Annotated in this window: 22 protein-coding genes; 11 read left to right on the top strand and 11 right to left on the bottom strand. The window is 32.0% G+C overall.

The genetic code is table 11. The features are described from left to right. Positions 1-127 precede the first annotated feature (127 nt). Both FF125_RS20525 and FF125_RS20530 read left to right on the top strand, forming a co-directional pair. Entirely contained in the window at positions 128-2,986 is a 2,859-nt protein-coding gene (locus FF125_RS20525; protein ID WP_138951930.1) for a TonB-dependent receptor, read from the top strand. Next, complete coding sequence (locus tag FF125_RS20530) at positions 2,986-3,996, top strand: phytase (RefSeq protein ID WP_138951932.1); 1,011 nt, start codon at positions 2,986-2,988, stop codon at positions 3,994-3,996. Before FF125_RS20525 ends, FF125_RS20530 begins: the two co-directional genes overlap by 1 nt. Before the next feature lie 28 nt (positions 3,997-4,024). Here the strand turns inward: FF125_RS20530 and FF125_RS20535 are convergent, their stop codons facing one another. The 6 genes from FF125_RS20535 to FF125_RS20560 form a co-directional block, all read right to left on the bottom strand. After that, the gene (locus FF125_RS20535; protein WP_250629642.1) at positions 4,025-4,969 is read right to left on the bottom strand and encodes a M28 family peptidase; all 945 of its coding nucleotides are present in this window, start codon (positions 4,967-4,969) and stop codon (positions 4,025-4,027) included. Positions 4,970-5,172: 203 nt separating this feature from the next. After that, a complete protein-coding gene (locus FF125_RS20540; RefSeq protein ID WP_138951934.1) occupies positions 5,173-6,348 on the bottom strand; it encodes an ABC transporter permease in 1,176 nt (391 codons plus the stop codon). Positions 6,349-6,352: 4 nt separating this feature from the next. Further along, positions 6,353-7,117 carry an ABC transporter ATP-binding protein gene (locus FF125_RS20545; RefSeq protein ID WP_138951936.1) on the bottom strand — a complete coding sequence of 255 codons (765 nt, stop codon included), beginning with the start codon at positions 7,115-7,117 and terminating at the stop codon, positions 6,353-6,355. A 163-nt stretch (positions 7,118-7,280) separates the two neighbouring features. Next, positions 7,281-8,027 (bottom strand): succinate dehydrogenase/fumarate reductase iron-sulfur subunit, encoded by a 747-nt coding sequence (locus FF125_RS20550; protein WP_138951938.1) that lies wholly within the window; start codon positions 8,025-8,027, stop codon positions 7,281-7,283. Positions 8,028-8,035: 8 nt separating this feature from the next. Continuing rightward, positions 8,036-10,039: a fumarate reductase/succinate dehydrogenase flavoprotein subunit gene (locus FF125_RS20555; protein ID WP_138951940.1), complete on the bottom strand. Its 2,004-nt coding sequence runs from the start codon at positions 10,037-10,039 to the stop codon at positions 8,036-8,038. Positions 10,040-10,053: 14 nt separating this feature from the next. Further along, positions 10,054-10,713: a succinate dehydrogenase cytochrome b subunit gene (locus tag FF125_RS20560; protein WP_138951942.1), complete on the bottom strand. Its 660-nt coding sequence runs from the start codon at positions 10,711-10,713 to the stop codon at positions 10,054-10,056. A gap of 147 nt (positions 10,714-10,860) precedes the next feature. On the opposite strand from FF125_RS20560, the gene FF125_RS20565 reads away from it, so the two are divergent. From FF125_RS20565 to FF125_RS20595, 7 genes are all read left to right on the top strand, one after another. After that, on the top strand, positions 10,861-12,069 hold the full coding sequence (locus tag FF125_RS20565) for a bifunctional alpha/beta hydrolase/OsmC family protein (protein WP_138951944.1): 1,209 nt from the start codon (positions 10,861-10,863) through the stop codon (positions 12,067-12,069). A gap of 9 nt (positions 12,070-12,078) precedes the next feature. Beyond that, positions 12,079-12,987, top strand: a complete 909-nt coding sequence (locus FF125_RS20570) for a RimK family alpha-L-glutamate ligase (protein WP_138951946.1) — start codon at positions 12,079-12,081, stop codon at positions 12,985-12,987. After that, positions 12,947-13,915, top strand: coding sequence for a succinylglutamate desuccinylase/aspartoacylase family protein (locus tag FF125_RS20575; RefSeq protein ID WP_138951948.1), 969 nt, complete (start codon positions 12,947-12,949; stop codon positions 13,913-13,915). Before FF125_RS20570 ends, FF125_RS20575 begins: the two co-directional genes overlap by 41 nt. 26 nt (positions 13,916-13,941) lie before the next feature. Beyond that, positions 13,942-14,511: a sigma-70 family RNA polymerase sigma factor gene (locus FF125_RS20580; protein WP_117879944.1), complete on the top strand. Its 570-nt coding sequence runs from the start codon at positions 13,942-13,944 to the stop codon at positions 14,509-14,511. Between the two features lie 6 nt (positions 14,512-14,517). Beyond that, positions 14,518-14,787 carry a hypothetical protein gene (locus tag FF125_RS20585; RefSeq protein ID WP_138951950.1) on the top strand — a complete coding sequence of 90 codons (270 nt, stop codon included), beginning with the start codon at positions 14,518-14,520 and terminating at the stop codon, positions 14,785-14,787. Positions 14,788-14,835: 48 nt separating this feature from the next. Beyond that, the gene (locus FF125_RS20590) at positions 14,836-15,477 is read left to right on the top strand and encodes an O-methyltransferase (protein WP_138951952.1); all 642 of its coding nucleotides are present in this window, start codon (positions 14,836-14,838) and stop codon (positions 15,475-15,477) included. Between the two features lie 87 nt (positions 15,478-15,564). After that, a complete protein-coding gene (locus FF125_RS20595) occupies positions 15,565-15,990 on the top strand; it encodes a hypothetical protein (protein WP_138951953.1) in 426 nt (141 codons plus the stop codon). A gap of 10 nt (positions 15,991-16,000) precedes the next feature. Here the strand turns inward: FF125_RS20595 and FF125_RS20600 are convergent, their stop codons facing one another. Genes FF125_RS20600 through FF125_RS20610 form a run of 3 tightly spaced genes read right to left on the bottom strand, consistent with a single transcriptional unit; the run spans position 16,001 to position 17,393 of the window. Then, positions 16,001-16,570 (bottom strand): phosphatase PAP2 family protein, encoded by a 570-nt coding sequence (locus FF125_RS20600; protein WP_250629643.1) that lies wholly within the window; start codon positions 16,568-16,570, stop codon positions 16,001-16,003. Between the two features lies 1 nt (position 16,571). Continuing rightward, the gene (locus FF125_RS20605; RefSeq protein ID WP_138951955.1) at positions 16,572-16,859 is read right to left on the bottom strand and encodes a Sec-independent protein translocase subunit TatA/TatB; all 288 of its coding nucleotides are present in this window, start codon (positions 16,857-16,859) and stop codon (positions 16,572-16,574) included. A 45-nt stretch (positions 16,860-16,904) separates the two neighbouring features. Beyond that, entirely contained in the window at positions 16,905-17,393 is a 489-nt protein-coding gene (locus tag FF125_RS20610) for a SecDF P1 head subdomain-containing protein (protein WP_138951957.1), read from the bottom strand. A 91-nt stretch (positions 17,394-17,484) separates the two neighbouring features. On the opposite strand from FF125_RS20610, the gene FF125_RS20615 reads away from it, so the two are divergent. Beyond that, a complete protein-coding gene (locus FF125_RS20615) occupies positions 17,485-17,937 on the top strand; it encodes a GNAT family N-acetyltransferase (protein ID WP_138951959.1) in 453 nt (150 codons plus the stop codon). A 37-nt stretch (positions 17,938-17,974) separates the two neighbouring features. Here FF125_RS20615 and FF125_RS20620 read toward each other — a convergent pair whose 3' ends face one another. Next, on the bottom strand, positions 17,975-19,726 hold the full coding sequence (locus tag FF125_RS20620; protein WP_138951960.1) for a carboxypeptidase-like regulatory domain-containing protein: 1,752 nt from the start codon (positions 19,724-19,726) through the stop codon (positions 17,975-17,977). 34 nt (positions 19,727-19,760) lie between these two features. Continuing rightward, complete coding sequence (gene mutS, locus FF125_RS20625; RefSeq protein ID WP_175418978.1) at positions 19,761-22,334, bottom strand: DNA mismatch repair protein MutS; 2,574 nt, start codon at positions 22,332-22,334, stop codon at positions 19,761-19,763. Positions 22,335-22,517: 183 nt separating this feature from the next. On the opposite strand from mutS, the gene FF125_RS20630 reads away from it, so the two are divergent. After that, positions 22,518-23,054 carry an RNA methyltransferase gene (locus tag FF125_RS20630; RefSeq protein WP_138951964.1) on the top strand — a complete coding sequence of 179 codons (537 nt, stop codon included), beginning with the start codon at positions 22,518-22,520 and terminating at the stop codon, positions 23,052-23,054. Positions 23,055-23,067: the final 13 nt, after the last annotated feature.

Below are 23,067 nucleotides of genomic sequence, written 5' to 3' on the forward strand. Positions count from 1 at the left end.
AACGAATTGTTTTTATAATGTTTCCAAACAGGGTTGCGTCGCAATTATTTAACTAAATCTTTAAATTATCTTAAACGTATTCTATTATCTATTTTATTCTTTTGATGGATAAAATAACACAGAGAATATGAAATACATTTTTACTTTTTTATTACTCATTACAATAAGTTTTGTTGGATTTGCACAGAAAGGAAATTTAAAAGGAATTATTTCCGATGAAAATGGAGTTTCAATTCCAGGTGCATCGATAGTAATTGAAGAATATAGGAAAGGTGCTGTATCTGATTTTGATGGAAAGTTTACAATCGTAGACATTCCTGAAGGTACCTACAAATTACTTGTAAAATATCTAGGTTTTGAAGATTCAGAAAAAGAAGTTACTATAACTGCTACACATACAACATCAGTCAACATAACCATAAAATCTCAAAATACCAACTTAGATGAAGTTGTTGTTAAAGGCTACGGTATCGGCAGTCAAGCTAGAGCACTAAATACGCAGAAGAATAAAAGTAATATTACCAACATTGTATCTACTGACCAAATTGGAAGTTTTCCAGACGCTAATATTGGAGATGCAGTTAAACGTATTCCTGGAATTACAATGCAGGTAGATCAAGGTGAAGCTAGAAACATTATAATAAGAGGACTATCGCCACAATTGAATTCTGTAACCCTAAATGGAAGTAGGATTCCTTCTGCAGAAGGTGATAATAGAAATGTTCAAATGGATTTAATTCCATCCGATATGATACAAAGTATAGAGGTTAATAAAGCCGTAACCCCAGATATGGATGCTGATGCTTTAGGTGGTTCTGTAAACTTAATTACCAGAACATCTCCACAAAGTTTTAGATTGTCAACAACTATTGGATCAGGATTAAATTTCATCAATAACAAACGCATTTTAAACGGATCCTTCTTGGTTGGAGATCGTTCTAAAAATGATAAATTTGGGTGGATGCTCTCTGCATCAATTAATGATAACGATTTTGGAAGTCATAATGTTGAAGCGGAGTGGACTGATGAATTTGAATATAACACTGGAGTTAAAGATGCCGATGGTGATGACATTCTAGAAGAAGTTGATGTAAATCCATATGCTAATGTCTCTGAAATAAGAGAATATAGAGTACAACGAATTCGTAGAAGTTTTTCTGCCAACGTTGATTATAAGTTAAATAAAAATAATAACATTTATTTTAAATCCATTTACAACTGGAGAGACGACCGTGAGAATCGCTTGCGATTAGAGCAAGAAATTCTCGATGGTGAAGATATTTCATTAAATGATTTTTCTGTAGATGCCAGCGGTAATTTAACCCGTTTTCCTGTAGAAGCGAAACGGCAAACAAAAGGAGGTATTGATAATAACCGAAACAAAAATAAACGCTTGGAAGATCAGCGTATGTTTAACTTTAGCTTAGGTGGAGATCATTTATTAGGCAATTTAGAGCTTGACTGGATGGCATCATTTGCAAAAGCTTCTGAAGAACGTTTAAATGAACGCTATTTGGAATTTGAAAGCGAATACGAAATTGCTTTCAATACTAATGAAGATAAACCAGCTTACACGCCTACAAACACTTCAGATGCTGACTATTCTATTTTCACTTTAAATGAATTGACCCAAGAAAATCAATTTACGGAAGAAAAAGACATCAACTTACTAGTAAACGCAAAATTACCTTTACATCTCATCAACGATCAAAACGGATCTTTAAAATTTGGTATAAAAACCAGATTAAAAAACAAAAACAGAGATAATGATTTTATTGAATATAGCGATGAATCAGGTATGTTAGATGAATTAGGCATGGTTGAAACAATTGACTACACTAATTCTAATTTTCTTGCAGGTAGCCAATATAGAATAGGCACCTTTGCTTCAACCGCCTTTTTAGGTGGTTTAGACCTTAATGATACATCTCTTTTTGAAGCAGAAGATTTACCTGAAGAGTATAGCACTGCTAACTTTGATGTTGACGAGAATGTATATGCAGGTTATGGAATGATAGACCAAAAATTATCAGATAAGTTCAGTATTTTAGCTGGTATTCGATTAGAACATACATCAATTAAAAGTGAAGGGAATGAATTAACTTTTAATCAAGATGGAGATATTGATGGAATAAAAGTCCTAAAAGATGAAAATAATTATACAAATATCCTTCCAGGAGTTCATTTTAAATATAACATGTCTGACAATACAGTTTTTCGCCTAGCTTGGACAAACACCCTAGCACGTCCAAATTATGTAGACTTAGTACCATATCAAGAAATTAATAATGAAGATGAAGAAATTTTCTTAGGGAATTCGGAATTAAATCCTACAACTTCGATGAATTTTGATTTTATGGCAGAACATTATTTTAAATCTGTAGGTATCATTTCTGGAGGTTTATTTTATAAAGACATTAAAGATTTTGTTTATACTAGACAAACAGAAAATGAAGATGGATATGAAGTTTACCAACCCTTAAATGGAAATGGAGCTTCCGTATTCGGAGCTGAATTTTCGATTCAACGTCGCTTAGATTTCCTACCTGGTTTTGCGAAAAATATTAGTATATATCTTAATTACACCTATCTAAATTCAAAGGCGGATGGTATTTTTAATGAAGACGGTGAAGAGCGTAAAGACTTAGATTTACCTCAGACTTCACCTAATATGTTTAACGGCTCAATCGGCTATTCAGGTACTAAATTTAGTTTACGTTTATCTGCAAATTATTCCGATGCCTATATAGATGAAATTGGAGGCAATGCTTTTGAAGACAGATATTATGATGAGCAATTGTTTTTAGATATAAACGCTAATATATCATTAGGTAAAAGCTTAACTATTTATGCTAAACTCAATAATATTTCTAATCAACCATTACGATATTTCCAAGGCACTAAAGGTAGAACCATGCAAATGGAATATTACGAGAAACGATTAACATTTGGATTAAAATATGACCTATTTAAAGGCAAAAAATAATGAATAAACTTATAATAATTTGTTGTGCTCTTGTTATTACATCATGTAAAAAACAATTACCAGTAATAGCACCTAACGTAATTACAGAAAAAATCCCTCATGACAGTGATGATCCTGCAATATGGATAAACAAAAAAGATCCATCCAAAAGTATCGTTTTTGGTACTGATAAAGATGAAGTAAATGGAGGGGTCTATGCTTTTGATTTAAATGGCAAAATTATAAAAGAAAAAAGTATAACTAATATTAGTTATCCTAATAATGTTGATATTGAATATGATTTTAAATTGAATGACTCAACTTCAATTGATATTTTAGTATTCACTGAACGAGAAAAACATCAAATAAGACTTTTTTCAGTTCCTGATATGAAAGCATTAGATAATGGGGGCTTTAAAGTATTTGAAGATGAAACCAACGAGCAAATGAAACGCCCAATGGGAATTGCTCTTTATAATGATCCTGAATCAGGTGTAATATCAGCAATCATTAGCAGAAAAAAAGGGCCTAAGGAAGGTTATTTATATCAATATGAATTTATTTCTGACTCAACAGGAATAAGAGCTAAATTTCTTCGAAAATTTGGAAAATTTAGTGGTACAAAAGAAATTGAGGCCATTGCTATTGATGATAAATTAGGTTATGTATATTATTCTGATGAGGCTGTTGGCATAAGAAAATATCATGCCAATCCAAAAGCAGGAAATGATGAAATTGCCATTTTTGGAGGTAATCATTTTAAGGATGACATAGAAGGTATAGCCATTGCAACTTACGAGAACGATAAAGGATATCTCATTGTTTCAAACCAACAAAATCATTCATTTAATTTCTTTAAAAGAAGTGATAATACTTTTATAAAATCGTTGAATTTAGGTACTTTAGAAACCGATGGATGCGAGGTTGTCACTGTGAACCTAAATGGTAAATTTAAAATGGGATTATTTGTGGCAATGAATGATGAGCAAAATTTTAAATTTTATAGCTTGGAAGCATTAAAAATGGAATAATGAGTCGATTTTAAAAGCTGAATATCCTTTATAAACTGCCATCCAAATAATCAAAAACAGAAATTATTACTTGAACAGCATTTGAATAAAATTTAGGATGAATATTTGCAAATTCATCTGTTTCTTTGTGATAATCTTTATGGTCTTCTACCCCAAAATATAAAAACGGAATTTCTTTTTTATGAAACGATCCATGGTCAGATGAATTTGTCCAATTTTGAGCAGTGTCAGAACCGTCATGACCAATCAATAATTTAAAACCTTCTGGAAGTTTGGCTTCTGTAATTGCGGGTTTTAGATTTTCATAAAACCGTGTGCCAACTACATAAAGTTCATCTTTATTACTTCTACTGATCATATCCATATTAAGATTTACCAATATATTTTCTTTTGCAATTATTGGATGATCAACATAGTATTTTGATCCTTGAAGTCCCATTTCTTCGGCATCAAAAGCAGCTAAAATAACAGAATGTTCGGGTGGGTTTTTCTTAAAGTATTCCGCAAAACTAAACAATGCACTAGTACCCGAGGCATCATCATCAGCTCCATTAAAAATAACACCATCTCTAATTCCTAAATGATCGTAATGAGCAGAAATTACAATGTATTTATCAGGATTTTTAACACCCTTAATAACACCTAAAAGATTTACACCATTATAGCTTATGCTATCTCTTCTACCCGTAAAAGAAAATGATTGATTGTAGCTTTTTGACAATGGCAATACACCGAGTTGCTTAAATTTGGAAGTAATATAATTTCTTGCCTTTAAGGAACCCTCTGAACCCGTTCTCCGACCTTCATAAGCATCTGAGGACAAAATTTCTATATGATGCAATAACGAATCTTTAGAAAATCCAATTGATGACCTTGAATCATCTACAACAGTATTAGATGTATTAGATTGTGATTTACAGCCTGACAACATAAATAAAAACACTACTACATAAAAAAAGATTCGTAAGTTCATAAGATTGAGTTTTTTAAGTTCTTCGCTCAAAAATAAGGAATATTTATCTCTATACTATCATATGAATGAGAGGGCTCACCATTTAAACTTATAAATATAGACTCAATTGATGCTAGCACTATTTTCTAAAGACAATTCTTTTAGAATATTTAACTTGACAATTACAAATTTTTAATTATTCTACTTAAATAAACTATAACTAGTTACTTCAGTACCATAGTTTCTTTTGAGAATTGCTTCAGGCTAAAGAATACTGCCAATACAGCCAACAAAATTAGTGAACCAACTACGGCCAAATACTGAGATGATTGAATAGTACCCGCTATAATTTCCTTAGTGGCTAAAGCAATGTTTAAGATAGGTATCCATGCCGTTTGCCAAGTAAGTTCTACGCCCGGCATTAAAGCAATCATAGCGGGTATAATAATAACAAACGTCAAAGGTGTAACATAACTTTGTGCTTCTTTAAAACTACTTGCTCTAACCACAATAGCAGACAATAACCCTGCAAAAAAGATACTTAACGGAATCAGCATCGCAAACAACATCAAAATAAATTTAAGTCCTAAAAGATCATTAATTACATTTAAAAAATCTTGCGGTATGTCATCAATAAATTTTAAACTTATAAACATACCAGCAATAGCCATAATAGCGGCAGCAATACCAACTAAAGCAATGGTAATGGTTTTCCCAATAAGTATTTTAAACCGTGAAGCAGGTACCGTTAATAAGGTTTCCAAAGTACCACGTTCTTTTTCGCCCGTAATTAAATCTAAGGCAGGATACATACAACCTGTAAAACAAAGGATAATAAAAATATAGGGGATAAAACCTCCAATCATTTTTCCAATTTGCTCCTTTGATGAAGCAATATCAATTTTTACAATTGAGAGTGGCTCTAATGTTTCAGATGAAATATTTAATTGTTTAATTCTATCATTCATAATGACAGCCTTATAATTATCAAGTTTTTCTCTAATTCTTTTTTCCACCAATAAATTGGTTGACTTATAATATAATTTTAAACCACCTGAGCTTAGTGTTGAAATCTTCTTGTTAAAATTAGCGTCGAATTCTAATAATGCATCAATACTTCCATTTTCAATTGAATCGTTAACTCCAGCCAATGCTACATTTTCTACCACTAAAAATGTACTATCACTAAATTGTGAAACTATATTCTCAGGTGCACCAATCAAAGCTACTTTGAGTTGTTTGTTTTGCTCTTTATCCATTAAGTTTTTTTGCAATTTTGTAACTCCCAATATGATCAAGGGCATTGCTAATGCGGGCAATAGAATAGCAGAAATTAATGTTTTTCTATCTCTTAAGGTATCTGTAAGCTCTTTTTTTATAACCGTAAATATAGTTTTCATAGGTTTAGTTGTTTTGGTTTACAATGTTTATAAAAGCTTCAATTAATGATTTACCTTCAGATTGTTTCCTGTAAGCATCCATTGTATCATTATAAATTAGATTTCCTTTAGCAATAATAGCAAGATCGTCACATAAGAGATCAACTTCACTCATGATATGAGAAGAGAAAATAACCGTTTTTCCATCTTTTTTACATTGCCTGATGAGTTCAATAATACTATTGGCAGTAATTACATCTAATCCAGAGGTAGGTTCATCAAAAATAACTACACTGGGATCATGAATCATACTTCTTGCAATGGAAACCTTTTGTTTCATACCTGTAGAAAGTTGCCCAATACGTTTTTTAGAGAACTCATTAATGTTTAATTGTTCAAATAAATTTTCTTTACGTTCATTAAATAAAGAACGCTCCATACCGTGTAAATCAGCAAAATATTTTACAATTTCACCTGGTGTCAATCTATCATAAAGGTTTGTAGAACCTGTTAAAAAACCTATTTTTCTTCTAACTTCTTGTGGATTGTCAATAACACTTACGCCATCTACCTTAATATCACCAGACGATGGTTTTAAAATTGTAGAAACCATTCTTAACAAACTTGTTTTACCAGCACCATTTGGACCTAATAATGAAAACACACGACCCGGTTTACAAATAAAACTCACATTATTGACGGCAGCAACTGACGTACTATTGATTTGTAATTCTTTGCGTTGCTTTTTACTTAAGGCATATTGCTTTGTAATATTCTCGACGTTAATCATGAAGTTATTTGTTAATTTAGTTACTTAGTTAGTTGTAGAAAGTTAGCATTTGTTACAGAATAGTAAAATTTATAATTTACCCAATTTTGACAAAAAGAAAAATCCCAAAAACCTTAATTGGAATTTGGGATTTATGTATTTAAAATTTTTTAAATTTAAAATATTAACCTTTCATACTAGCAGATAAATATTCTCGATTCATTCTTGCAATATTTTCTAAAGAAATCCCTTTTGGACATTCAACTTCACAAGCTCCTGTGTTTGTACAATTTCCGAAGCCTTCTTCATCCATTTGTTTTACCATGTTTAAAACACGCTCCGTAGCTTCTACTTTACCTTGTGGTAATAATGCAAACTGAGATACTTTTGCTCCAACAAATAACATAGCACTAGAATTTTTACAACTAGCTACACATGCTCCACAACCAATACAAGCTGCGGCATCCATTGCTTTATCTGCATTATGTTTAGAAATTGGTATTCCATTTGCATCTTGAGTGTTTCCAGAAGTATTTACTGAAATATAACCTCCGGCTTGTTGAATACGTTCAAAGGCTGTTCTATCAACTACTAAATCTTTTATAACAGGAAAAGCTTTAGCTCTCCATGGTTCAATTGTTATTGTTTCGCCATCATGAAACATACGCATATGTAACTGACAAGTAGTAATTCCTCTATCAGGCCCATGAGCCTCTCCATTTATGTGTAAAGAACACATACCGCAAATACCCTCTCTACAATCGTGGTCAAAAGCTACAGGCTCCTCGTTTTTAGCAACAAGTTGCTCATTTAATACATCCATCATTTCTAAAAACGACATATGTTCTGAGATGTCAGTTACTTTATATTCGACCATTTGACCCTTGGTTTTTGAGTCTTTTTGTCTCCAGATTTTTAACTTTAAATTCATAATGTATCTTATTTGTATGACCTCGTCTTCAGTTCAATATCTTTAAACTCTAATTCTTCTTTATGTAAAATTGCTTCACTTGGCTTACCTGTATATTCCCAAGCAGCTACATAAGCATAGTTTTTATCATCACGTAAAGCTTCACCATCTTCAGTAACATATTCTTCACGGAAATGTCCTCCACAGGATTCATTTCTATTCAAAGCATCCTTAGCAAATAATTCTCCTAATTCTAAGAAATCAGCTACTCTTCCTGCTTTTTCTAATTCTTGATTAAACTCTTCATTTTTACCCGTAACTTTTACATTTTTCCAGAAATCTTCACGAATATCTTGAATTTCTTTGATGGCTTCTTTTAAATGTTTTTCATTACGTGCCATTCCCACTTTGTTCCACATTACCAATCCTAATTTTTTATGGTAATGATCAACGGAATGCGTTCCTTCGTTATTAATAAAGAAATCAATTTTATCTTTTACTTCTTTTTCAGCAGCTTCAAATTCTGGAGATTCAGTTGAAATTTCTCCAGTTCGAATATCATCAGATAAGTAATCTCCAATTGTATAAGGTAATACAAAATATCCATCAGCCAAACCTTGCATTAAAGCAGAAGCTCCCAATCTATTTGCACCGTGGTCAGAGAAATTAGCTTCACCAATACAGTACAATCCTGGTACTGTAGTCATTAAATTATAATCAACCCATACACCACCCATTGTATAGTGTGTTGCTGGATAAATCATCATTGGTGTTTCATACGGATTTTCAGCGATGATTTTTTCATACATCTGGAATAAATTTCCGTACTTTTCTTCAATAATACCCTGTCCTAATTTTATAATTTCTTCTTTCGAAGGATTTTTAATTCCATGAATTTTAGCTTGTTCTTTTCCATAACGTTGAAAAGCAGCAGCAAAATCTAAATACACAGCTTCACCTGTTGCATTTACACCATAACCAGCATCACAACGCTCTTTAGCAGCTCTAGAAGCCACATCACGTGGTACTAAATTACCAAACGCTGGATACCTTCTTTCTAAATAATAATCTCTATTTTCTTCTGCAATTTCAGTAGGTTTTAATTTACCTTGTTGGATTGCTTTCGCATCTTCTAATCTTGCAGGAACCCAAATTCTACCATCATTACGTAATGATTCTGACATCAATGTTAATTTAGATTGATAATCTCCAGAACGCGGAATACAAGTTGGGTGAATTTGTGTAAAACAAGGATTTGCAAAATAGGCTCCTTTTTTATGTATTTTCCAAGCTGCAGTAGCATTAGAACCCATTGCATTGGTAGATAAGAAATAAACGTTTCCGTAACCACCCGTTGCAATTACAACAGCATGAGCAGAATGACGTTCTATTGCACCCGTAATTAAATCACGAGCAATAATACCTCTAGCTTTACCATCTACTTTTACAACGTCTAACATTTCATGACGATTGTACATTTCAATCTTACCCCGAGCAATTTGACGGTTCATTGCAGAATAACAACCTAATAAAAGTTGTTGTCCTGTTTGTCCTTTCGCATAAAACGTTCTTGAAACTAATACACCACCAAACGAACGGTTGTCTAACAACCCACCATAATCACGAGCAAAAGGAACACCTTGTGCCACACATTGGTCTATAATATTTCCAGAAACCTCAGCCAAACGATAAACGTTAGCTTCACGAGAACGGTAATCTCCACCTTTTACGGTGTCATAAAAAAGACGATAATCAGAATCACCATCGCCCATATAATTTTTTGATGCATTGATACCACCTTGAGCTGCAATTGAGTGAGCTCTACGAGGTGAATCTTGATAACAAAATGCTTTTACATTATAACCTAATTCAGCTAAAGATGCTGCGGCAGAGCCACCAGCAAGACCTGTACCCACAACAATAATGTCTATATTTCTTTTGTTTGCAGGATTTACTAAATCAATATGGTTTTTATACTCTGTCCATTTATCTTTTATTGGACCTTTTGGTACTTTTGAATTGAAAGTCGTCATAATATAGTATAAGATTAATGGTTAAAGTGATGATATAAGGTTACAAAAATAAATCCAGCAGGTATAATAATAGAATACCATTTACCTAAAGCTTTTACAAAACCGGAGTATTTATTATTAAAACCCATTGATTGAAAGGCCGATTGAAATCCGTGTAACAAATGCAATGCTAGCAGCACAAATGCTACAGAATAGGCAGCAACACGCCAAATTGGTACAAACTTATGTTGTAATTCCTCGTAATACCTTGTTGAGTCTGCTGGCAAACCTTCAATGTATTTATAATTCATTTCTGGTAGCCAAAAATCGATAAAGTGTATGACTAAAAATGCTAAAATTGCAAGTCCACTATAGACCATATTTCTACTCATCCAAGTAGAGTTAGCAGCACCTTTAAAATTGACATACTTTACGTCTCTTGCACCTTTATTTCTAATCTCTAAAACAAAGCCCATTACAAAATGAAAAATCACCCCGATAATTAAAACGGGTTGCAATCCAAATTGTATTAACGGATTTGTACCCATAAAATGGGACAACTGATTAAATACATCCTCACTAAAAACGGAGGTTAAATTTACAGTTAAATGAATAATTAGGAAAATAATTAGAAAGAGTGCAGATAATGCCATTGCAAACTTTCGTGCTATTGAAGAAGATAAAAATCCACTCATATTGGTTTGGTTTTTTAATAAGTAACAAAGATAATATTTACATTTTGTCTGTAACATTAGTTACTGTCTTTTTTTCTTATTTAGAATGATTATAAAAACATTACATTTATAAGTTTAAAATCAATACTTCAAAACAACTTTAAATATATGTATACCAAAAACATACAATTCACAAACAAACAAGGCTTACTACTCGATGGAAATATCGACTTTCCTATTGATAAGAAACCTTTAAGTTATGCTCTATTCGCTCACTTTTTCACAGGGAGTCAGAATTTTACAGCGGTACGAAATATTTCTAGAGCTTTGACACATAATAGAATTGCAGTAATGCGATTTGACTTTTCGGGATTGGGTAAAAGCGAGGGTAAATTTGAAGATTCTAATTTTTCAACCAACATTGACGATCTTATTTCAGCAGCTACTTATTTAAAAGAAAATTATGATTCACCGAAGATAATTGTGGGCCATTCTTTAGGGGGAGCAGCAGCGATTTTTGCTGCCGATAAAATAGAATCAATTCAAGCTATAGTCACTATTGGAGCTCCTTCAAACCCATCGCATGTAGAACATTTATTTGAAGATCATCTAGAAAACATTCATTTGGATGGTGAAGCTACTTTTGAAATTTCGGGAAGACCTTTTACAATAAAAAAGCACTTTTTAGAAGACTTGAATTCTAAAAATATGACCAAGTTGTTAAACAACTCCAGAAAACCCATATTGGTGTTACATTCGCCTCAAGATAAAATTGTTGAAATTTCTAATGCTAAAGAAATATACAAAGCCGCACATCATCCTAAAAGCTTTATTTCTCTAGATGGTGCCAATCATTTATTAACGAATAAGGCAGATTCCTTTTATGTCGCTGAGGTATTATCAAGTTGGGCCAAACGTTATGTATTAACGACTAAAGAACCTGAACTAAGCACAGACAAACAAACAGTTGTTAGAATAGGTAAAACCAAATATAGTACAGAAATTGTAGCAAGAAATCATTCTATATTAGCTGATGAGCCCAAGAAATTTGGAGGTAAAGACTCAGGCTTAACGCCTTATGAATTACTACTAGCAAGTTTAGGTTCTTGCACTGCAATCACCTTAAGAATGTATGCCGATAGAAAAAAAATGGAATTAGATGAAGTTTTAGTCCATTTAGAACATTTTAAACAGCACGCAGAAGATTGTATTTCATGTGACGAAGAACCAGCAAAAATTGATAAATTTGTACGAACTATAGAATTAATCGGCGATCTTACTTTCGATGAACGCAAGCGATTAATTCAAATTGCCAATAGATGTCCTGTACATCGTACCTTAGAAAATAAAATTGAAATTGAAACCATTTTACGTTAAACCAAATTCATGAACATTTTTATCCTTTCTGTTGGCGAAAACATTTATTCCACACATAGATTAGTGCAGGAAGCTAAAAAATTGAAGCATAACGTTAGGGTAATTAATCATGCTGAATGCTCCGTAAAATTAGGTATAGGGAAGCCACAAATAATTTTTGAAGGTAAAAATATTCTGGATATACCTGATATAATCATCCCCAGAATAGGGGCATCAGTAAGCAGACACGGAGCAGCAATTGTTAAAGAATTTGAAATGAATGGCGTATTTAGCACAGCTCGCTCATTAGGGATTTTAAGAGCACAAAATAAGGTCCGTACATTACAAATTATGAATCGAAAAAACATCCCTATTCCTCAAACGGTTTTTTCCATTAATCATAAAAACATCAATGAGCAAATTGAATTATTAGGCGGTCCTCCGGTAATTATTAAGTTACAAGAAGGTACGCAAGGTATGGGTGTTATTATTGCTGAATCTAAGAAATCAGCAAAATCAATAATGGACACCTTCTATACCATGAATGCCAGTTTTTTATTGCAAGAATATATTGAGGAATCTAACGGAGAAGATATTAGAATAATTGTTGTAGGCAACAAAATTGTAGCCTCAATGAAAAGGAAAGGTGCCATTGGCGAGTTCAGGTCTAATATACACCGAGGAGGCACTGGTGAAATTGCCAATTTAACCGAGGTAGAAAAAAATATAGCCTTAAGAGCTACTAAGTATTTAAGTTTACCTGTTGCAGGTGTAGACATTATTAGATCAAAAAAAGGCCCATTATTATTAGAAGTAAATGCATCACCGGGGCTACAAGGCATAGAAGCATACACCCAAATAAACGTAGCATACCACATAATAAAATTTTCAGAAGATTATGTTCGAGAAAAAATTCAAAAACGAAACCATAGAAATTAGAGGTAAAAAAGTTGGATTAGGAGAAAGTGTTTTAATCAAATTTTCTATTGACAGATTGCCTACCGGTACACTTATTGAAATTCCTGTATATGTGTTTAACGGAAAAAAAGAAGGTCCAACTATTTTACTTCAAGGCGGTTTACATGGTGATGAGACCAATAGTATAGAGATCATCAGAAGAATGCTTGAAAATAAGTACTTTAATTTAGAAAGGGGTTGTGTTATTGTAGTCCCTTTACTCAGTGTTTTTGGATTTTTACATTTCTCTAGAGATGTACACGGAAAAGATGTAAATAGAAGTTTTCCAGGAACGAAAACGGGTTCATTAGCTAGTAGAATTGCCTATTTCCATTTAAGGGAAATTGCCAATAATGTAGATTATGCCATCGATTTTCATACAGGAGGAGCCCAAAGAAGCAACTATCCTCAAATACGATATACAGAATCATCAGAAGAGAGCAAAAAATTAGCAGAAATATTTAGTCCCCCGTTTCTTTTTCCATCGGCAATGATAAATAAATCATTTAGAAAAGAAGCTCTAAAACTAGGTATACCTATTATTGTTTATGAAGGTGGTGAGTCGTTAAGATTCGACGAAAACTCCATAAAAGAAGGTATGGCTGGTACATTAAGGATTTTAAAACATTTAAAAATGATTAAAACAAATCCTATGGCAAGTCGCAAAGCTAAAAAGAGCATCCCTATAACCAAACGACGATGGGTTAGAGCAAGAATAGCGGGTTTATTCAACGCTTTTGTCCATAATGGAGATAAAGTAGAGAAGGGTCAAATAATTGGAGACATTACAGATACTTATGGAGAAACTTCTGTAAAAATAAAAGCTCCATTAACTGGATATATAATAGCTATAAATTATTTTCCTATTATTAACCGAGGAGATGCCATTTTTCATATTGGACGCGAATAATCCGTATATTTACCCTTTTTAAATTAATGTCAGACGAAAACAAACATAGCTTAGAGCCAAACAACTGGGTAAAAGAATATTCGGACTACTTATACAATTACACGATAACCCGAATAGACAATCACGAACAAGCGAAAGATATTGTTCAAGAAACCTTTTTTTCAGCATTAAAAGCAGCCAAAAATTATAGAGGTCAAGCTTCAGAACGCACATGGTTAATTGCAATATTAAAACGCAAAATAATAGACCATTACCGTAAAATAAACTCACGAAAAGGCAAAGCTGAAATAAAAGTTAATTTTCATGAAGATGGAGATAAAAAAGGAAGTTGGTTAGAAGAACGGGTTCCACAATTATGGGATAATGAAGCTGAAAAACAAATTGAAAACACGGAACTTAAAAGCGTGTTAGATAATTGTATTAATAACCTACCTGACAAATACAGATTGGTTTTTAATTTAAAAAATGTTGAGCATTATGAAACTGAAGAAATTTGTAATGAGTTAGATATTACCGCGTCTAATCTTTGGGTTATCATACATAGAGCTAGACATCAACTAAGAAAGTGTATGGAAGATAACTGGTTTGCAAAATAGTATATTATGAGTAAGAAAATTTTTATTAGCTGTGATGAGGCTACCACAATTTGTAATAAAAGCCAATATAAGGAAGCTTCTTTTTTGGAGATAGTAAAATTAAAAATACATCTCTTTAGTTGTAAAATATGTGGAGCATATTCTAAACAAAATGCCACATTAACCAAAGTTTGTAGTAAGCATTTACACAAAACTCAGGGGGAACGTAAACTTTGTAAAGAAGAAAAAGAAGCTCTTCAAAAGGAAGTGGTAAAAAAAATAAATTCGAATACATAATATTCCAACACTAGCTTTTGGTAGTTTTATTTAATATTTTAGTAAAAGATGGATATTATACCGCAAAAAATAGACGATTACGTAGTAGAACATTCAGAAAATGAGCCTCAATTATTAAAACAGCTTAATAGAGAAACTTGGCAAACCGTTTTGAACCCAAGAATGTTAAGTGGTGCATTTCAAGGTCGCGTATTGTCAATGTTATCAAAACTAACACAACCCAATTCAATTTTAGAAATTGGTACATATACAGGCTATTCAGCGTTATGCTTGGCAGAAGGCCTATCACAAGATGGTATTTTACATACCATAGATCATAATGAAGAACTGGCTTCTCTACAAGAAAAATATTTTAATAAGTCTCCATATAAACATCAAATAAAACAATACATTGGAAATGCAATAGATATCATACCGACAATTGATGAAAAATTTGATTTGGTATTTATTGATGCTGATAAAAGCAACTATATCAATTACTATAATTTAGTAATTGATAAAATGAATAAAGGTGGCATAATCTTATCAGATAATGTCTTATGGAGTGGTAAGGTGGTTGAGAAACTAAACCCCAAAGACCAAGATACAAAAGCATTGCTTACCTACAATAAACTACTCAAAGAAGATCCTAGAGTTGAGACGGTTTTATTACCTTTTAGAGATGGCTTAACTATAAGTAGAATAAAATAACAATTCTTTAACTAAAGATTTACACTTTATTAACTTGTAATCTGGTTAAGTATTTATAGCTTTAGGGTACTTCAAAATACGCTAACTATGGACACAGAAGCACTACCTTCAAAAAAAGCCAGTTTTCAGCAATGGCACAAAGAAACTATTAGATGGGCTAAAGAATTTGACTTATACATTTATGAGTTAAATGAATTAAAAAAACGCGTCGATTCTAAAAAAGTTAAAGACCACATTGATGTTCAAGTACAAAAAAATATAGTTTTAATCACTAAAACGACTCAAGACAGGTTATTGAAAGATGTATTAGATGGGTTGCAAAAACACAAAGCACACTTTACTAACTTATTGCAGTCTGAAAATCAAATGGAGATTCAAAATAATAAAGACGCACATCTTTCTTTGACAAAAAGAATTAGACAACTTCGAGGAAAATTAGGATCTTTAAAAACGCGTATCTCTGATTTCTTAAATTCAGAATCTAGAATTCAACGACATGGATATAGCTACTAAAACACCTATATCAATTAGAATTAACTTTTTTTAAAAAGTATACACTTATTTTGTAAAATAAGAGTCCAATAGTAATCCCTAATAACATTCCCATAAAAATATCAATGGGAAAATGAACACCAATATATATTCTACTGTACGCAAATAATAATGGCCAAACTAGTAGTAAAAATGGGTATTTATAGTACTTTCTTAACGTTAATATCATAAAAGTAGTTACTGCAAAAGATGTTGTTGAGTGACCTGAGACGAAACTATAACCTCTTGGCTTCTTTAAAATTCTAATAAGCTCATTAACTGTGGGGTCGTTGTTAGGTCGTAACCTAGCTACATTATTTTTTATAAGATTTACAAACTGATCAGAAAATGCCACCAATCCTGCTACAACTAAGACAAGTATAAGTCCCTTTTTCCATCCGTAGGCTTTTAAAATAAAATAGAACAATAGTAAAAATAAAGGAATCCAACTGAATTGATTGGTAATAAACATCCAAAAAGAATCCCAGGGCTCAGAACCCCAATTATTTAGATAAACAATTAATTCTCTATCGTATTCAAGAATTTGGTCTAATAAATCCAATTTATAAGTTCCGTTTTATAGGACCAGTTACATCGTCTATATTGCCCTTTATATTATCCTGAATAGATTTCATATCCTTCTTGAGATCCTTAGCTAAATTGGTGTCTATACCTTGCTTTTCAGCTGTTTCAGTAATCTCTCTTTTTATATCATTGGTAGCGTCTTTTAATTGACGCATGCCTTTACCTAATCCTTGAGCAATACCAGGAATTTTATCGGCACCAAAAAGCATCAATACAATAACGACCACTACAAAAATTTCGCCACCACTTATAAATAAAAAATACATAATTTTAATTTATTAATACAAAGATAATAGAAATTAGCAGAATAGTTAATCTAATTCTCTTTTAGCTGTACGTATTTTAATTACGTCTATTAATCGTTTCAATTTTTCCAGTTCTTCAACACTATTAAATCCTGAAATTTCAAGTATACCATGCGGTATGGCTCCATGAACTATCGGGGCCATATACAGCACATTATTAATTATTATAGCCAATGGTTTACCAATATTATTTTCTGTTAAAACTAAAAACTGGTCTTCACCAGTTCCATCAAGCTCAATAGTTAACGATGGCCTTCCGCTAATATCAAAAGAATTCTTTACTTTTTTAAACCTATGAATTCCTACAAAACCACTGGTATCAACTTTAAACGTTTTTGTACTATCACTTTTTAAAATAAACTCTTTTCCCAGAGTTGAAGTTTGGTAAATACCATTAAACCTTACAACTTTAGAACCATTACTATTGTCTTGAGCATAAGAATTACTACACAAAAGGAAGAAAATGACATTCAGTATAATTATTTTAGATCTCATAAAATTGTATTAGCAAGTTCAAAGATAGCGGAATTTCCAACGCCCAAATAATAATATTTATATTAGCATATATATCCAAAATCAAGTAAATATGAATTTCAGAAAAGCAACGAAAAATGACGTTCCATTCATTGTAAAGATGATTGCTAGTGATACCCTTGGAAAGTTAAGAGAGGATTATAAAGAACCTCTTCCTGAGAAATATTTCAACGCTTTTAAAGCTATTAATGAAGATCCAAATCAGGAATTAATTGTTGTTGAAACTGATACTACTGAAATTATTGGAACTTTACAAATGAGTTTTATTCAGTACTTAACCTATCAAGGTGGCGTTAGAGCACAAATTGAAGCCGTACGAATTAGAGAAGATTATAGGGGTAAAGGGATTGGAAAACTGGTGTTTGAATGGGCAATTGAAAGAGCCAAGCAACGGAATGCTCATTTACTACAACTTACAACAGATAAAAAACGACCAGATGCTATAAAATTCTATAAAAAATTAGGATTTATAAATAGCCACGAAGGGATGAAATTCCATTTGTAATCCACATATTAAGAAAAGTAGTTGCGTAAAGCTAATTTCATTCAGCACCGTTCTTATTTGAATCTAGCCTATATTTATCTAATTCGTTATGTATTTTATCTTTCCATTTGTTCAGTACTTGTGCCTTGAAAAATATTTCTGATTCTGATAAAATCTCAGAATCAATTATAAGAACCGTTTCAAATAGCATCTGGTTAACAAGAATTTTTGCTTTTAAACTAACTGTATTACTTAAATCTTTTATTTCTTGAATTGACATTGAAGCATTAATTTGTTCCAGTAAATGGTAACGAAAGAGCTCATAAATATCAAAAGCTAAGTTGATACGATCTATATCAGGTGCATATCTAGTCGCTAAGAAAAATGAAGATTCTCTATCAAATAAAGTTTTAAGGGTGTATATGAATTTATCATCACTATTTTCAAAGAAATTTAAAGCATAAGAAAAATTTAAATTAACTCCAGGTCCATTTGCTATATCACCAAATGTAAGTTTTCTTTCATTACTCCACAATAAAGATGATCTTGTTATGTAGACAGCTGCCTTTAATGGTATTTCACTTTCAATATAACTATGTAAATAATTTCTTTCTTTAAAGAAATCTACAATTTCAATATTTTCCTCACTCTTAGGATAAGGATAGTTTTCATTCCATATTTTATTAGAAATTGGTAAAGCTAAAAGCTTTTCATAATCATTTGTGAATTTAATTGTATTGGTGAAATAAGGCTTAGTAAACTGATCATCATAATCATATAAATAAAGTATAGCCGTAGTTTTTATATTTTTCTTAGTCTTTCCAGAATGATATCCAGAATAATAATTAAGATCAAACTCAATATTAAAATATTGAATTCTATTAAAATCAATAGGATTAAATATTACATTAAGATTTAATTTATTGATAGAAGATGAGTCGTTTTTAACGATTGGCATTAATTTAAACCGATTTGGATGCTCAATGAAAATTTCAATTTTTTTAAGAATTAATTCCTCTTTTTGAAAAAGTAATTCGCCAGAAAAAACTTCTTTATTTTCATCTTTAGGTAAAAATGAAATTGCTACATCATGATCATTGCCCTTTGTTATAAGCTTTAAATTATAATATTTTTTTATTTCAGAAAGTGACATATTCCCAGGGTATTGAGGTAACATATGGTTTATATTTCCAAATAAACTAAAATTTCGAAGTAGGTAAACATAATTCAAACTGTAAAAAGGAAATAATTGATTTTGTCCGAACCTACCTGTTTTTAAATCTAATCGAGAAATACCCTTAGATAATTGTTGGCTACTATTGTATAACCCATCAAAATGTTCTAATGGAACATCTCCCGTTTTAGAGCTTAAATTAAAATAAGCCTTATTATTAATTACATCATTTTTACGACGATACTTTTTGATTAATTTATAAAGTAATTTATAAAGATCCTCTTTGCTTGCATTGAGTACAACTTCCTTTAGATTTGTTGAAGATTCTTCTAGGTAAAGTATACTATTTAAACTAAAAAAGTCTTTAGAAACCTTTTTTGATTGGTAACCAAGATATCTAATTTCAAGTGATTCAATATCTCTATTTGTACTTATTTGAAATTTCCCATCCTCATTACATGTTGCATATACCCCTGTATTCGTAAATATTACTACTGCATAAGGCAACGGAGTCTTAGTCACTTTGTCAAAAACATAGCCTTCTATAGTAGTGGCAGTAGTTTGACCTGAACAAAATATAGAAGAAATTGTTAAAATAAGAACCAACAAAGACTTAGTTATTATAGAAATTTTCATTCGAAAATATAATTTTTAAAAACGTAATAATGTCCTATTTTTTAATCAACATTCGCTTAATCTCATTCAATTTCATTAAGGCTTCAATCGGTGTTAACGTATCAATATTCGTGCCTAAAATCTCTTCTTTTATGTCTTCCAACAAAGGATCGTCTAACTGAAAAAAGCTAAGCTGTACATCTTCTTCAGTTGCTTGTTTGAGCTTGTCTTTAATTTCATCTGAAGAGTGACTAGCTTCCAACTTTTTTAGCATTTTATTGGCTCTGTGAATTACCGAAGCTGGCATACCTGCTAATTTAGCTACATGTATTCCGAAACTATGTTCACTACCACCTGGCACTAATTTTCTAAGAAAAATAACATTGTCTTTCAATTCTTTTATAGAAACATTGAAGTTTTTGACCCGATCAAAAGTTTCGGTCATGTCATTTAATTCATGATAATGTGTAGCAAATAATGTTTTAGCCTTTGAAGGATGTTCATGTAAATATTCAGCAATTGCCCAGGCAATTGAAATTCCGTCATACGTACTTGTTCCACGACCAATTTCATCTAATAATACCAAACTACGTTCAGATATATTATTTAAAATATTAGCAGTTTCGTTCATTTCTACCATAAAAGTAGATTCTCCCATAGAGATATTATCACTTGCCCCTACTCTAGTAAATATTTTATCAACTACACCAATTCTGGCTTGTTGTGCAGGCACATAACTACCCATCTGTGCCAATAAAACAATTAAAGCGGTTTGACGTAAAATAGCTGACTTACCACTCATATTAGGACCCGTAATCATAATAATTTGCTGCTGACCCCTATTCAGCACTACATCATTAGCAATATATTCTTCACCAATTGGTAATTGTTTTTCTATTACAGGATGGCGACCATTTTTAATTTCTAAATCCGTGCTTTCATCCAATTGCGGACGCACATAATTGTTGTCTTTTGCCGTTTGCGTAAATGAGCATAAGCAATCTAATTTAGCCACCCGTTGAGCATTTTCTTGAACTTGCAAAATATGCACCGTCATAAACTGTAATAAATCAGCAAAAATTTGCTGCTCTAACACTGCAATTTTTTCTTCAGCTCCTAAAATCTTTGTTTCGTATTCTTTTAGCTCTTCAGTAATATAACGTTCAGCATTTACTAACGTTTGCTTTCTAACCCACTCTTCAGGAACCTTGTCTTTATGAGAATTTCTGACCTCGATATAATATCCAAATACATTATTAAAAGAAATTTTTAAACTAGGTATTTTGGTGCGTTCAGATTCTCGTGCTAGCATAGCATCCAAATAATCTTTAGCGTTCGTAGAAATACCTCTTAAATCATCTAATTCTTTGGAGACATTATTGGCAATTGTGTTTCCTTTATTGATATTTACTGGAGCATTCTCATTTATAGTTATTGCTATTTTTTCAATTAAATCAGCACAATTATGTAGTTGTTTCCCTAATTGTTGCAACGACTTGTTATCACTTTTTTCAGCATTTATTTTTATAGGTAAAATAGCTTTTAAAGAGTCTTTTAACAACACTACTTCTCGTGGATTTATCTTCCCCGTAGCTACTTTAGAAATCAGCCTTTCAATATCACTAATTTGTTTTATTTGGTACGTAATTCCATTATAAAAATCATCATTATCAATCAGATATTTCACAATTTCGTGTCGTTGTTGAATTTGTTTTAAATTCTTTAGAGGCAATGCCAACCAGCGTTTTAGCAGTCTTCCACCCATTGGCGAAATAGTTCTGTCGATAACATCTAATAGTGTTACTGCTTCTGGTTGATTGGAATAATACAATTCTAAATTACGAACCGTAAAGCGATCCATCCAAACATAATGATCTTCTTCTACACGATGAATGGTAGAAATATGTTCTAATTTTTTATGTTGCGTTTCTGACAGGTAATATAAAATTGCACCCGCGGAAACAATACCGTGTTGCAAATCGTCAATACCGAAACCTTTAAGTGATTTTATCTTAAAATGTTCTGTGAGCTGTTCATTGGCATAATCGTCTTGAAAAATCCAATCATCTAAATAGAACGTATAATAACGCTCTCCAAAAGCTTCTTTAAATTTGTTTTTGAACTGCTTTTGGACTAAAACCTCACTTGGACCAAAATTCTGAAGCAGTTTATCAATATATTCTTCATTACCCTCTGCCACTAAAAATTCGCCTGTAGAAATATCTAAAAATGATATCCCCAACTTTCTTTTACCAAAATGAATGGCTGCTAAAAAGTTGTTGGTTTTAGATTGTAATACCTCATCATTTAAAGCAACCCCAGGCGTAACTAATTCTGTTACTCCACGTTTGACAATGGTTTTGGTCATTTTAGGATCTTCCAACTGGTCGCAAATAGCAACTCGCATTCCCGCTTTTACCAATTTAGGTAAATATGTATTTAAGGAATGATGTGGAAACCCTGCCAAGGCGGTTTCGCTTTCGCTACCTGCACCACGTTTGGTTAAAACGATACCTAAAACACCAGCTGCTTTAACAGCATCTTCACCGAAAGTTTCGTAAAAATCGCCCACTCTAAATAATAACATCGCATCAGGATATTTTACCTTGATGGCATTATACTGCTTCATTAATGGGGTGACTTTTTTTGTTTTAGCCAAGATTCTGGAGATTAAATGATAAGACGCGAAGTTACATTTTTTTAGAGTGAGTTTAAAATGAAGCTGTATCAATTATTCACAATCGTCATAATTATTATTTACTTTTGGACAATTAATACGGGCAACTGAAAACAATAAACTGAAAATTGAACCATGAGGAAATTAAAAAACAGCGAGCTAGATCGATTAAATACCAACGAATTCAAAGAAGCCTCTAAGACACCATTAATTGTTATACTTGATAATATCAGGAGCTTAAATAATATTGGCTCGGTGTTTAGAACGTCTGATGCCTTTCTTGTTGAAAAAATTTACCTCTGCGGTATTACCGCACAACCACCACATAAAGACATTCATAAAACAGCCTTAGGAGCGACAGATACTGTTGACTGGGAGCATGCAGAAGATACGTTGACACTTATTGAAAAATTAAAAAGTGAAAATGTTGAAATTGCATCTATCGAACAAGCCGAAAACAGTATTGAACTTCAAAATTTTACACCTGTAAAAGGAAAAAAATTAGCTGTTATTTTAGGTAACGAAGTTAAAGGCGTACAACAAGCTGTTGTCTCCGCATCAGACTACTGTCTTGAAATTCCACAATATGGCACCAAACATTCCTTAAATATTTCGGTAACTTGTGGAGTCGTTTTATGGGATTTATTCAATAAAATAGAAAAGAGATCATAGTCATTATATATTT

The organism is Aureibaculum algae (genome assembly GCF_006065315.1).
GTDB lineage: Bacteria > Bacteroidota > Bacteroidia > Flavobacteriales > Flavobacteriaceae > Aureibaculum > Aureibaculum algae.

What these genes read in the sequence shown, in the direction of transcription:
- FF125_RS20525 (WP_138951930.1), top strand. Translation starts at nt 128, where the DNA reads ATGAAATACATTTTTACTTTTTTATTACTCATTACAATAAGTTTTGTT.
- FF125_RS20530 (WP_138951932.1), top strand. Translation starts at nt 2,986, where the DNA reads ATGAATAAACTTATAATAATTTGTTGTGCTCTTGTTATTACATCATGT.
- FF125_RS20535 (WP_250629642.1), bottom strand. Translation starts at nt 4,969, where the DNA reads ATGAACTTACGAATCTTTTTTTATGTAGTAGTGTTTTTATTTATGTTG.
- FF125_RS20540 (WP_138951934.1), bottom strand. Translation starts at nt 6,348, where the DNA reads ATGAAAACTATATTTACGGTTATAAAAAAAGAGCTTACAGATACCTTA.
- FF125_RS20545 (WP_138951936.1), bottom strand. Translation starts at nt 7,117, where the DNA reads ATGATTAACGTCGAGAATATTACAAAGCAATATGCCTTAAGTAAAAAG.
- FF125_RS20550 (WP_138951938.1), bottom strand. Translation starts at nt 8,027, where the DNA reads ATGAATTTAAAGTTAAAAATCTGGAGACAAAAAGACTCAAAAACCAAG.
- FF125_RS20555 (WP_138951940.1), bottom strand. Translation starts at nt 10,039, where the DNA reads ATGACGACTTTCAATTCAAAAGTACCAAAAGGTCCAATAAAAGATAAA.
- FF125_RS20560 (WP_138951942.1), bottom strand. Translation starts at nt 10,713, where the DNA reads ATGAGTGGATTTTTATCTTCTTCAATAGCACGAAAGTTTGCAATGGCA.
- FF125_RS20565 (WP_138951944.1), top strand. Translation starts at nt 10,861, where the DNA reads ATGTATACCAAAAACATACAATTCACAAACAAACAAGGCTTACTACTC.
- FF125_RS20570 (WP_138951946.1), top strand. Translation starts at nt 12,079, where the DNA reads ATGAACATTTTTATCCTTTCTGTTGGCGAAAACATTTATTCCACACAT.
- FF125_RS20575 (WP_138951948.1), top strand. Translation starts at nt 12,947, where the DNA reads ATGTTCGAGAAAAAATTCAAAAACGAAACCATAGAAATTAGAGGTAAA.
- FF125_RS20580 (WP_117879944.1), top strand. Translation starts at nt 13,942, where the DNA reads ATGTCAGACGAAAACAAACATAGCTTAGAGCCAAACAACTGGGTAAAA.
- FF125_RS20585 (WP_138951950.1), top strand. Translation starts at nt 14,518, where the DNA reads ATGAGTAAGAAAATTTTTATTAGCTGTGATGAGGCTACCACAATTTGT.
- FF125_RS20590 (WP_138951952.1), top strand. Translation starts at nt 14,836, where the DNA reads ATGGATATTATACCGCAAAAAATAGACGATTACGTAGTAGAACATTCA.
- FF125_RS20595 (WP_138951953.1), top strand. Translation starts at nt 15,565, where the DNA reads ATGGACACAGAAGCACTACCTTCAAAAAAAGCCAGTTTTCAGCAATGG.
- FF125_RS20605 (WP_138951955.1), bottom strand. Translation starts at nt 16,859, where the DNA reads ATGTATTTTTTATTTATAAGTGGTGGCGAAATTTTTGTAGTGGTCGTT.
- FF125_RS20610 (WP_138951957.1), bottom strand. Translation starts at nt 17,393, where the DNA reads ATGAGATCTAAAATAATTATACTGAATGTCATTTTCTTCCTTTTGTGT.
- FF125_RS20615 (WP_138951959.1), top strand. Translation starts at nt 17,485, where the DNA reads ATGAATTTCAGAAAAGCAACGAAAAATGACGTTCCATTCATTGTAAAG.
- FF125_RS20620 (WP_138951960.1), bottom strand. Translation starts at nt 19,726, where the DNA reads ATGAAAATTTCTATAATAACTAAGTCTTTGTTGGTTCTTATTTTAACA.
- mutS (WP_175418978.1), bottom strand. Translation starts at nt 22,334, where the DNA reads ATGAAGCAGTATAATGCCATCAAGGTAAAATATCCTGATGCGATGTTA.
- FF125_RS20630 (WP_138951964.1), top strand. Translation starts at nt 22,518, where the DNA reads ATGAGGAAATTAAAAAACAGCGAGCTAGATCGATTAAATACCAACGAA.